Consider the following 11694-nt stretch of genomic DNA (forward strand, 5'->3'; position numbering starts at 1 on the left):
CCCCACAACAGCATTGGTTTTGACTAGTCTAAATATTAGTTTAGAGACGAAAGTATAATGTATTAGGTGAGCACATACTCAAACAGTTATGGACGAGACGGGACAGGCGACTGGACGACCGACTCTCTCCCGAAGGCGGGCGATCTTGGCCGGATCGAGCGCTCTTGCCGGCGCTCTCGCCGGCTGTGCGGCTCGCGGCGGGGACGGAGGGTACGGAAACGACGGTGGCGAGACTGGATACGGCGGAAGCGGCGGCGAAAACGCGGGACAGACCACGTCGGCCGGCGGTGACGACACCGCGGACGGTCCGGTCGTCGTCGCCTCGTTTTTCAGTTTCTACGACTTCGCCCGCACGGTCGCCCGCGAGACGCCGATCGAGGTCCGCAACCTCGTCCCGACGGGGCTGCACGGTCACGGCTGGGAACCGAACGCCCAGATCACTCGGGAGATCATCGACGCCGACGCGTTCATCCACGTCGGCGAGGACTTCCAGCCGTGGGCGGACCGGGCGATCGCGACGATCCAAGGCGACGAGATCGACACCGAGCTGATCGACGCCCGCGCGGGCATCGAACTCGTCGATCTCGCCGCCAGCCTCGATCGCGACGAGGAGGGCGTCGGCGCAGACCGCGCGAAGGACCCCCACTTCTGGCTCGATCCGCAGCGGGCGAAGCAGTCCGTCGACAACATCACAGACGGGCTCGTCGCGCTCGCGCCGCGGCACGAATCGACCCTCCGAGCGAACGCGGCGGCCTACCGCGGCGACGTCCTCGACCGGATCGACGCCGACTACCGGTCGATATTCGACGCCGCCGAGCGCGACGTCGTGCAACTGGCCGCGCACAACGCTTTTCAGTACCTCGGCGTCGCCTACGACGTCCAGATGCGCCCGTTGGTCACGAACTTGGCCGCGAGCGACGACATCAAACCCTCCGACATCACCGACGCCAAGGACGTCATCGACGAGCACGACATCAGGTACATCGCCGCGGCGGTGTTCGAGACGCGGCGGCCGGCACAGCAGCTGATCCGGGAGACCGCCGTCGAGGCGTACTTCCCCGTCACTCCCTACGCGGGCGTCCGCGAGGAGTGGGTCGCGGAGGGCTGGGGCTACGAGGAGATCGCGTACAACATCAATATGCCGACGTTCGAGGTCGTGCTCGGGAACGAACCCCCCGAAGCGGTCGGTCCCGACGGGTGGGCCGAGGAGTGGAGGAACTTCGAATGAGCGACGCGGAACGGCTGTCGAGCGTGGAACGAACCTCGGGTGAGAGCGAGCGCCCGAGCGGCCTCTCGGAACGAGACCATCCTCCGGACGCGGATAGCGCAGTCGTCGAACTCCTCGACGTCGAGTTCGGGTACACGGCCGCCCCGGTCATCGAGGGCGTCTCCGTCCGGATTGATCCCGGCGAGTACGTCGCGATCGTCGGCCCCAACGGCTCGGGGAAGTCGACGCTGATGAGGCTGCTTCTCGGGCTCGTCCGGCCGGATGCCGGCGAGGCCCGACTGTTCGATGAGCCGGCGCACCGGTTCGACGACGGCTCGCGGATCGGCTACGTCGCACAGCACGCCAGCGCGTCGAAGGAGATGCCGATCACCGTCCGCGAGGTGGTGAAGATGGGGCGGTTCCCGCACGTCGGCTTCGGTCGGCTCTCCGCGGCGGACTGGGCGATCGTCGACGAGGCGATCGAGACGGTCGGAATGAGCGCCTTCGCCGAGCGGCGCGTGACGCAGCTCTCCGGCGGCCAGCGGCAGCGAGCGTTCATCGCCCGTGCGCTCGCGGGCGAGGCCGAGCTGCTCGTCCTCGACGAGCCGACTGTCGGCGTCGACGCCGAATCGGTCGACGCGTTCTACGACCTGTTGGAGGCGCTGAACGACTCGGGGATCACGATCCTCCTCATCGAACACGACCTCGGCGCGGTCACCGAACACGCCGAGCGCGTCGTCTGTCTCAACCGCGAGATCTACTTCGACGGCCCGACGGCGGCGTTCGTCGAGAGCGACGCCTTAGCACGCGCCTTCGGTACCGCCGCCAGGCGCGCGGGTGATCAGCCGTGACCACGGCCGGTGTTCTGTTGCTGCAGGCGGGCCCGCTGGATCCGCTTCTCGCGCCGCTGTATTGGGTGCTCGAACTCTGGTACTGGCTGTTGACGCAGGCGTATCACCTGACGGGTCTCGAGATGATCCAGCCGACGTATCGATTCATGCACAGAGCGATCCTCGTCGGGCTCTGCATCGGGATTCTCGCCCCGCTCGTCGGGACGTTCCTCGTCCACCGCCAGCTCGCGCTCATCGGCGACGCGCTCGCGCACACGGCGTTCGCCGGCGTCGCGGTCGGGCTGTTTCTCAACGCAGTCATCGACCTCGGCGTCTCGCCGTACCTGACGGCCGTCGTCGTCGCCGTGATCGCCGCGCTCCTGATCGAGCTCATCTCCGAGACGACCGACGCCTACAACGACGTCTCGATGGCGATCGTCCTCTCGACGGGGTTCGCGCTCGGCTCGACGCTCATCAGCATCAACGCCGGCGGGCTCTCGGTCGGGATCGACCAGTACCTGTTCGGCAACCTCTCGACGGTCTCGCCCGGAAACGCCGCGATCCTCCTCGCGCTGTTCGGGGTGATCGTCGCGACGGTCGCGCTCACCCGGAACCAACTCCTCTACGTGACGTTCGATGAGACCGCCGCGGCCGTCTCGGGGCTGTCGGTACACTGGTACAATCGGGTGATGGTGATGCTCACCGCGCTCGTCGTCGTCGGCGCGATGCAGATCATGGGCGTGATCCTCGTCGCCGCGATGCTCGTCGTGCCCGTCGCCGCCGCGACGCAGGTCGCTCGGAGCTTCACGGAGTCCATCTTCGTATCGATGGCGCTCGCAGAGATCGCGGTCCTCCTCGGCATCGGGTTCGCCTACTACGGCGGCGCGACCGGCGGGCCGATGATCGTGCTCGTCGCCGTCGGTATCTACGTCGTGGCCGTCGCATTCGGGAAGGTACAGGACGCCATCGGCGAGGATCCGATGCAGGAGGTAACGCGTATCGACACGGGAGAGTAGAGCACACAACGTGCAAACTCCGACAAGAGATTCTGAAGTAACTGTCTCGCACATCTCGATCATAACCGTCCGAGAGTGTTTTATCGGCCATATTAAGGACTTTTGAGAAGATGTTCTGTAGTTCTCCACTGATAACGCGGTTCTCCCGGCGAATCTATATTGTGCAGTTGGTGGATTATTATACAAACCTTTTTGTTCGTCTACCCAGTACGCAGAGTTGCACGACATGAATCCCGAAGACTTCCCGACTCCGGACGCGACCGTCGAGGCGGTCGCCCCGGAGACGCTGAAGGCGCAGATCGACGGCGGCGAGGACGTCACCGTCCTCGACGCCCGGATGAGTTCCGAGTACGACGAGTGGCACATCGACGCCGAGAACGTCACTTCGATCAACGTCCCCTACTTCGAGTTCCTCGAGGACGACATCGACGCGGACGTCCTCGAGCAGATCCCCACGGACCGCGAAGTGACCGTTCTCTGCGCAAAGGGCGGCGCCAGCGAGTTCGTCGCGGGCACGCTCAAAGACCGCGGGTACGACGTGGTCCACCTCGAAGACGGGATGAACGGCTGGGCGCGCATCTACGAGCGCGTGGCCGTCTCCGAGTACGAGGGCGCGGGCGACCTCTACCAGTACCAGCGGCCCTCCTCGGGCTGTCTGGGCTACCTGCTCGTCGACGGCGACGAGGCCGCCGTCGTCGACCCCCTGCGCGCGTTCACCGACCGCTACCTCGACGACGCCGCGGACCTCAGCGTTGAGTTGACGTACGCGTTCGACACGCACATCCACGCGGACCACATCTCGGGCGTCCGGGATCTGGATGCTGAAGGCGTCGAGGGGGTCATTCCCGCGGCCGCGGTCGACCGCGGGGTCACGTACGCGGACGAACTCACGACGGCGGGCGACGGCGACACCTTCGCCGTGGGCGAGGCGACCGTCGAGACGGTGTTCACGCCGGGCCATACGACGGGCATGACTTCGTATCTCCTCGACGAGAGCCTCCTGGCGACGGGCGACGGGCTGTTCATCGAGAGCGTCGCGCGCCCGGACCTCGAAGACGGCGACGAGGGCGCGCCCGACGCCGCGCGGATGCTCTATGAGTCCCTGCAAGAGCGCGTGCTCTCGCTGCCCGAGGACACACTCATCGGCGGCGCGCACTTCAGCGACGCGGCCGAACCCGCCGACGACGGCACGTACACGGCTCAGATCGGTGACTTGAAGGAGCGTATGGACGCGCTCTCGATGGATGAGGACGAGTTCGTGGAACTGATCCTGTCGGACATGCCGCCGCGGCCGGCGAACTACGAGGACATCATCGCGACGAACCTCGGGCAGAACGCCGTCGACGACGAGGAGGCGTTCACCCTCGAACTCGGCCCCAACAACTGCGCCGCCAGCCAGGAATCGCTCGCCGGTGACTGATCCCGCTCGCCAGAGCGACTGAACTGGCCCTCCCAATTCCCCCCATTCTGACCCCTTCCCCACTCACACGATGGACGTAACTGTCCTCCTGCTTTTCGGCGTCGCGAGCGTCGCCAGCCTGTTTATGGCGTGGGTCGTCGGCGCCGGCTCGAGCGGCGCGACGCCGTTCGCCCCGGCGGTCGGCGCCAACGCGATCTCGACGATGCGCGCGGCGTTCGTCGTCGGCGTCTTCAGTTTCGTCGGCGCCGTCACGCAGGGGGCGAACGTGTCGAAAGCCGTCGGAAGCGGCCTCGTCGAGGGCGTGACGCTCCCCGCGACGGGCGTTATTCTCGTCCTGTTGATCGGCGCCGGCCTGATGGCGATCGGGATCTACACGGGCTATCCGATCGCGACGGCGTTCACCGTCACGGGCGCGGTGATCGGCGTCGGCCTCGCGCTCGGCGGCGCCCCCGCGTGGGCGAAGTACCAACAGATCGGCCTCGTGTGGGTCGCGACGCCGTTCGTCGGCGGTGGGATCGCCTACGCCATCGCGAGCGTTCTCCCGCGCGCGGACGTTCCGGAGCGCTACAGCGTCGCGGCGTTGGCCGCGCTCGTCGGCGCGGTGGTGACGAACCTCGAATTCCCGCGCCTCGGCGCGAACGGGGAGCCCGGAACGGTCGCCGACACAGCGGCGCGCTCGCTCCCGATCGACGCGTCTCTCGCAGTTATCGGTGCCACCGCGTTCGTCGCGCTCGCGACGGCGGCCGCCGTTCACTGGGACGTCACACGCGACAAAGCGGGCGGGCTCCGACGGGTCCTCCTCGCGCTCGGGTCGCTCGTCGCGTTCTCGGCGGGCGGCAGCCAGGTCGGTCTCGCGGTCGGCCCGCTGCTCCCGCTGGCCGATCAGATCGATCTCGTCTCGACGTTCGCCGTGTTAGTCGGCGGCGGCTTCGGGATGCTGGTCGGCTCGTGGACCGGCGCGCCGCGGATGATCAAATCGATCTCGCAGGATTACTCCTCGCTCGGCCCGCGCCGCTCGATCGCGACGCTGGTGCCGTCGTTTCTCATCGCACAGACCGCGGTGCTGCTCGGCGTCCCCGTGTCGTTCAACGAGGTCGTCGTCAGCGGCATCGTCGGGAGCGGCGCGGCCGTCGGCGGCCGCGACGTCGTCGACGCGCGGAAGATACTCGTCACGATCGGGGCGTGGATCGGCTCGCTGCTGCTGGCGTTTGCCCTCGCCTACGCATTGACGGTTGCGCTGTTCTGACTCGCGCGGGGGACGCCGTGCCACCACTCGAAGGCGTTTCGGTGACCACCGGACGCGATACAGACCACCGACCGTGAGGGTCGTGTTCGGTTATGGGAGCTCTACAGACTCCTCTCGGCCGACAACACGTTCTGTGGGCCGGATCCGACGGAGCGATACCCGACGTGTCTGATCTCGGGTGAGCAATTCCACAGCAGTCGGCGACTTCTCTCATTAGATCGTCGCACCGAATCACTGCGCCGCGCGCACACTCTCTGGCACCGGTTGAGTGACTAAAATCCGTCCGGAAACGGCCGCTTGGTATCACCGACGACGACCGATAACGATGGATGCGTTTCTCATAACTTATCGATGAAACCCCGAGATAGTATTGTGCGATAATCCCAAAAGCGTTATTAAGCACAAGCTGGTACGACGCACTGAGTAGAATAGTATGATCGGTGCACAACCAAAGACCTCAGAAGGAACACACAGATGGCAGATATCGGAGCACTGTTAGGCGCGTCGGGTGCGGGAGCGACTGAAGCGGTCAGTCTGGTCGGAGTCGTCCTCGTAGAGGCGATCATCCTCTACGTCGGGTACGGGGCCCTGACCAATGCACTCGAACCGACCGTCCGTCGGCTACTCGGGGTGGAACTGGGCGAATGATGGAGATAATGGGAGTCAGCGCCGCGATCCTGGCGATGTTCGTCGGATTCGGCCTGCTCATCGGGATCCTCTTCGGATTCTTCGGAATGGGGGGCTCGTTCCTCGTCACGCCGGCACTGCTCGTGATGGGGTACCCCTCGCGGGTCGCCGTCGGGAGCGGTCTCGCGTTCGTCTTCGGGACGTCCGTCATCGCGACGCTGAAACACCGCGATCTCGGACAGGTGGACTACAAACTCGGCGTGTTGATGATCGCCGGGACCACCGTCGGGATCGAAGTCGGCAAGGAGATCGTGCTGCACCTCGAGGAACTTGGACTCGCCGGGAGCATCATCAGCGTCACCTACGTGGTGCTACTGGGCGGTATCGGTCTCTTCGTGACGTACGAGGCGATGAAGGGCGACGGCGAAGGCGGCGTCGACCACGAGGCCGAGGCCGACGCGGAGATCGACGCCGACGACATCCCGGAAATCGCGAAGAAGATCCAGTCCTACCGCGTTCCGCCGATGATCGAACTCCGCGGCGGGATACAGGTCTCGCTGTGGATGATCCTCGGCGTCGCGTTCGCGACCGGGCTCCTGTCGGGGTTCCTCGGCGTGGGCGGCGGCTTCATCCGGATGCCCGCGCTGTTCTACCTGATCGGGGTGCCCGTGCCGATCGCCGTCGGGACCGACCTGTTCGAGATCGTCTTCTCGGGCGGGATCGGGAGCTTCCTCTACGCGATGGACGGCGGCGTCGACCTCTCGATCGTGATCCCGCTCCTCGCCGGGAGTGCGTTCGGCGCTCGACTCGGATCGGCCGCGACGAGCATCGTCGACGAGAGCGAGATCAAGGTCTACTTCGGCCTGATGCTCCTCGGCGGCTCGGTCGCCGTCGCGGTGCGTGAGGTCGGCAACTACCTGAATATGCCCGTCCTCGACATGGTCAGCTTGGTGCTGATCCTCGGGTCGGCGCTCCTAGTCAGCGGGATGGTCGTCTACAGCAGCCTCGTCGAACTGCGGAGCCAGTCGTCGGGGAGGTCGACGGCCGTCGAATAGCGCCGAGGCGCTTCGATTCCCGTTCGCTGGTTCGTTTCTCGCTGGTTTCCGTCTCGTTTCCCGTCTCGTTTCTCGTTCGTTTCTCGTCTCCCCTCTCCGGTTCGCGATTCGCGTTCGCTCGACTGCCCTCCGTTCCCCGATCGTCGCTCGCCGAGCGGCTCTTTCACCGACCCCGCCACGCAAAGCGCGGGCCTCTCGGCGTCGACGACGATGGTGCGAGATTGTACGAATCCCACACAAGCCTTTTAATCGGTCGGCACCAACCTCCGATCGATAAAATGCCCGATTCGATGTCCGAACAACTGCAGCAGGATATGGTCTGCGAAGGGCTCCTCGAGTGCTTCCACGGCCTCAAACAACTCGACAAGCAGTGCTTTCAGGTCTTGGTGCGGGCCGAAGAGCCGCTGACGGTCGATGAGATCGCAGAGATCGTCGACCGCGAGCGATCGACCGCGTACCGTTCGATCCAGCGCCTGCTCCAGTCGGGGTTCATCCAGAAAGAGCAGGTCAACTACGAACAGGGCGGGTACTACCACGTCTACTCGCCGACGGACCCCGAAAAGATCTCCGACGATATGCAGCGGATGCTCAACGACTGGTACGCGAAGATGGGACAGCTCATTCAGGAGTTCGAGGACAAATACGCGCGCCAAGACACCGAAATCGCCGTCGAGGGCTGAGGAACCGAGACGCGAGAGCTATTCGGTACGCGGTCTGTCTCTTCTTTCTCTGGGTGCGAACACCCGCTGTCGGCTCAGTCGAACCGGAACGTCTCGAGGTTCCGCGGCGCGTACGTCCGGACGTTGAACTTCTGATAGAGCCCCGAGGAGAGTTGATCCGTCGACGCCTCGTCGCCGTGGACACAGAGGATCCGCTCGGGCCGCGGGTTCATCGTGCCGACGAAGTTCTCCAAGCCGTTCCGGTCCGCGTGACCCGAAAAGCCGCTCACGGACGCGACGTCGAAGCGGAGCGTCAACTGCTCGCTTCGGCTCCCGCGGTCGCTGAACGGGATCTCTCTGCGGCCGCTCTGGATGCGTCGGCCGAGCGTCCCCTGCGCCTGATAGCCGACGAAGATGAGTTGATTCTCCTCGTCGCCCCCCAGCAGTTCGAGCCAGGACATAATCGGGCCCCCGGTGACCATCCCCGACGTCGAGAGGACGATACACGGGTCGCCGTCGGCTATCTCCTCGCGCATCTCCTGGCCGCCGTCGACCTGCTGGAACTGTTCTGCGAGGAAGGGGTTTTCGTCCTCGTGGAGGATCCGATCCCGGAGGCCGTCGCGGAGGAACTCGGGGTACGCCGTGTGGATCGCCGTCGCCTCGCGAATCATCCCGTCGAGGTACACCGGCATTGTCGGGAGTTGCCCCTTCCGCATCGCCTCCTCGAGGACGAGCATCAGCTCCTGTGAGCGCCCGACGGCGAACGCGGGAATGACGACCTTCCCGTCGCGTTCGTACGTCTCGTTGATGATTTCGAGGAGCTTTCGCTCGGAGTCCTCCTGATCGGTCTGGTAGTCGTCGCGCCGGCCGTACGTCGACTCCATCATCAGCGTCTCGACGCGCGGGAAGTCGTTCGACGCGCCGTTGAACAGGCGCGTGTCGTCGTAGTGGATGTCGCCGGAGAAGACGATGTTGTGGAAGCCGTCGCCGACGTGGAAGTGCGCCACGGCGCTGCCGAGGATGTGACCGGCGTTGTGGAACGTGAGTTTGATGTCGGGCGCGATATCGGTGACGTCGCCGTAATCGAGCGTGATCGTGTGTTTGAGCTCTTCGCGTACCATCTCCGACTCGTACGGCGGCGTTCGGCCCTCCTTGGCGGCGACGTCGAGGTAATCCAACTGGAGCAGCCCCATCAGGTCGCGGGTCGGTTCGGTCGTGTAGACCGGGCCGTCGTAGCCGTACTTAAACAGCAGCGGCAGGAGAGCGCTGTGGTCGAGGTGCGCGTGCGTCAGGACGACCGCGTCGAGGTCGGCGATCGGGTTCGCCTCGGGGACCTGCAGGTACGGCACCTCGCCCTCCGCGCCGGGCTTGTCGCCGCAGTCGACGAGGATACGCGTGTTGGGCGTGCTGAGGACGAAGCTCGCGCGGCCGACCTCCCGGCAGCAGCCGAGCGTCGTCACGCGCACCCACTCGGTCTCGTCGGCCCCCTCGCGGTGGATTCGGTTGCCGACGCGTTCGAGGAAGTCCCGGCGGTCGTCGCGCTCTTGCATCAGGAAGTTCCTGACGTTGTCGACCGTCGAGGACTCCATCGGCGGCGTCCGAAGCACGTCGGGCGTCCAGCCGACCTCCTGGGTGATCTCGCGGAGCGTGCTCGCGCGACGGCCGATCACGAGACCGGGCTTTTCGGCCTCGATCAGCACCTCGCCCGTCGCCGGGTAGAACTGTAGATTCGTGATCCCCGCCTCGTCGGGAATCATATCGAGGATCTTCGGCTTCGCCTCCGCCGGATCGAGTTGCGTTCCGGCGGCCGGACGGACGGTGATCCGCTTTCGGAGCGTGCTGGCGAGTCGGCGAATCAGGCCGTCCCGTTCGGCGAACTTTCGCGGGGTCTCCGTGTAGATGACCAGTTCCGGGCCCTCGTAGGCGACGCGCGAGACGACGAGGTCGTCGGGAATCTCGTCTTCGAGTCGTGATCTGACCGCTTCGAGCGGATCCGTGGTATCGTTAGTGCTCATACGTAGCTGAAACGTCGTAGGCGGGAGGACGGAGTTCGGCGTCGAACACGCTGGATCGGCGGATGAGAGTACGTGCGCCGACGCCACCGGGCGGATGCGGCCGTTCCGGCGGACCGGGTCGATCCACGGCCAGAACGCCTCCCGCGCGAACGGACGAAATCGTTCAATTGTGGTTATCCGGTGGCGTATATATACGCTTTTCGTGTGGGGCGGGCGGGGGCCCGGAGTTCGACATCGTCCTCGATCTCACGGAGGTTTATATCCGATAGCGAGGCCAGAGCGCGTATCACGTAGCAACAACCCCGTGTCGGGTCGCGGTTGTTCGGCACGTCGACGCGGGAACCGGAGTGTGCCGACTGTTCGCCAACCGGATCCCGAGAGTCGCGGTCAACGCCACCTTCACCGGGTCCACCCACCAGCGCCGTCTCCGCCTACTAGCACCGAATCTGCGACCAGCGCCGTATCCGCCCGCAGCACTGGATTCGCCTACGGTTCGCTCACGCGCAGGACCGGTTTGATGGCGCTCCCGTTCTCCGAGTCCTCGACGGCCTGTTCGATCTCATCGAAGTCGTAGTAGGTTACGAGTTCATCGAACGGGAACTTGCCCTGTCGGTACAGTTCGATCAGGTCCGGGATGAACTCCTTGGGGTTGCTGTCGCCCTCGACGACGCCCGTGATCGACCGGCCGTTGAGAATGAGGTCGTTGACGTCGTAGCTCGCCCGGGTTCCGAGCGCCGGCGCGCCGACGACCCCCAGCGTCCCCCGCTGGGTGAGCGTGTCGACCGCCTGCTCTGCGACCTCGGGGACGCCGGTCGACTCGACCGCGTAGTCGGCGCCGCCGCCGGTCGCGTCGCCGACGGCCTCGACGACGTCCTCGACGCTCCCGGGGTTGACCGTCTCGGTCGCGCCGAGTGCCGCGGCCTTCTCCAGTCGGTTCTCCTTCAGGTCGACTGAGACGATCTCCGTACAGCCCTTGAGATCAGCGGCGAGGACCGCAGAGAGGCCGACAGAGCCGGCGCCGAAGATCGCGATCGAGGAGCCGGCCTGCGGGTTCAGCGTGTTGATCACCGCGCCCGCGCCCGTCTGGATCCCGCATCCGAGCGGCCCGAGCAGTTCGAGCGGAACGTCGTCGTCGACCGCGACGACGTTCCGCTCCGTCGCGATCGCGTGCGTCGCAAAGGAGGACTGCCCGAAGAAGCGGCCGCTGAGTTCCTCGCCGTCGCGAGAGAGCGGCGAGGTGCCGTCTTCGGGCCGCCGCCCGCCGAAGTTGTGGGCGAAGAAGTCCTCGCAGTACGCCGGGTGGCCGGCGTGACAGCTGGGACAGTCGTCGTCGTAGTCGAAGCTCAAGACGACGCGGTCACCCGGCTCGACGGCCGCGACGTTCTCGCCGACGGACTCGACGACGCCGGACCCCTCGTGACCCAGCACGGCGGGAAGCGGCGTCGGATACAGCTGATCGCGGACGATCATGTCGGTGTGACAGACGCCCGCGCCGACGATCCGAACGAGCACCTCGTTGTCCTGCGGATCCTCCAGTTCGACGGTCTCGATGCTGAACGGTCCCGCCTCCTCGTTTACGACGGCTGCTTGAATCTCCATAGCGGGCGGAAGAACGCACC

At 65.5% G+C, this 11694-nt stretch carries 10 protein-coding genes; 8 read left to right on the forward strand and 2 right to left on the reverse strand.

All coding sequences use genetic code 11. The features are described from left to right. Nucleotides 1-88 precede the first annotated feature (88 nt). The 8 genes from ACT3HL_RS05825 (at nt 89) to ACT3HL_RS05860 (ending at nt 8081) form a co-directional block, all read left to right on the forward strand. Nucleotides 89-1228: a metal ABC transporter solute-binding protein, Zn/Mn family gene (locus tag ACT3HL_RS05825; RefSeq protein ID WP_445085871.1), complete on the forward strand. Its 1140-nt coding sequence runs from the start codon at nt 89-91 to the stop codon at nt 1226-1228. Next, a complete protein-coding gene (locus ACT3HL_RS05830) occupies nt 1225-2058 on the forward strand; it encodes an ATP-binding cassette domain-containing protein (RefSeq protein WP_445085872.1) in 834 nt (277 codons plus the stop codon). The genes ACT3HL_RS05825 and ACT3HL_RS05830 overlap by 4 nt, the downstream gene beginning before the upstream one ends. Further along, a complete protein-coding gene (locus ACT3HL_RS05835) occupies nt 2055-3053 on the forward strand; it encodes a metal ABC transporter permease (RefSeq protein ID WP_445085873.1) in 999 nt (332 codons plus the stop codon). Before ACT3HL_RS05830 ends, ACT3HL_RS05835 begins: the two co-directional genes overlap by 4 nt. Before the next feature lie 226 nt (nt 3054-3279). Continuing rightward, nucleotides 3280-4473, forward strand: a complete 1194-nt coding sequence (locus ACT3HL_RS05840) for a rhodanese-like domain-containing protein (protein ID WP_445085874.1) — start codon at nt 3280-3282, stop codon at nt 4471-4473. Between the two features lie 70 nt (nt 4474-4543). Continuing rightward, nucleotides 4544-5719, forward strand: a complete 1176-nt coding sequence (locus ACT3HL_RS05845) for an inorganic phosphate transporter (RefSeq protein ID WP_445085875.1) — start codon at nt 4544-4546, stop codon at nt 5717-5719. A gap of 474 nt (nt 5720-6193) precedes the next feature. Further along, the gene (locus ACT3HL_RS05850; protein WP_445085876.1) at nt 6194-6367 is read left to right on the forward strand and encodes a DUF7512 family protein; all 174 of its coding nucleotides are present in this window, start codon (nt 6194-6196) and stop codon (nt 6365-6367) included. Beyond that, entirely contained in the window at nt 6367-7401 is a 1035-nt protein-coding gene (locus ACT3HL_RS05855) for a TSUP family transporter (protein ID WP_445086179.1), read from the forward strand. The genes ACT3HL_RS05850 and ACT3HL_RS05855 overlap by 1 nt, the downstream gene beginning before the upstream one ends. Before the next feature lie 278 nt (nt 7402-7679). Beyond that, on the forward strand, nt 7680-8081 hold the full coding sequence (locus ACT3HL_RS05860) for a helix-turn-helix domain-containing protein (protein ID WP_445085877.1): 402 nt from the start codon (nt 7680-7682) through the stop codon (nt 8079-8081). A gap of 74 nt (nt 8082-8155) precedes the next feature. Here the strand turns inward: ACT3HL_RS05860 and ACT3HL_RS05865 are convergent, their stop codons facing one another. Both ACT3HL_RS05865 and ACT3HL_RS05870 read right to left on the reverse strand, forming a co-directional pair. Continuing rightward, nucleotides 8156-10075, reverse strand: a complete 1920-nt coding sequence (locus tag ACT3HL_RS05865; RefSeq protein WP_445085878.1) for a beta-CASP ribonuclease aCPSF1 — start codon at nt 10073-10075, stop codon at nt 8156-8158. A 486-nt stretch (nt 10076-10561) separates the two neighbouring features. Beyond that, the gene (locus ACT3HL_RS05870; protein ID WP_445085879.1) at nt 10562-11674 is read right to left on the reverse strand and encodes a zinc-binding dehydrogenase; all 1113 of its coding nucleotides are present in this window, start codon (nt 11672-11674) and stop codon (nt 10562-10564) included. Between the last annotated feature and the right edge of the window lie 20 nt (nt 11675-11694).

This window comes from Halobellus sp. GM3 (assembly GCF_052545375.1).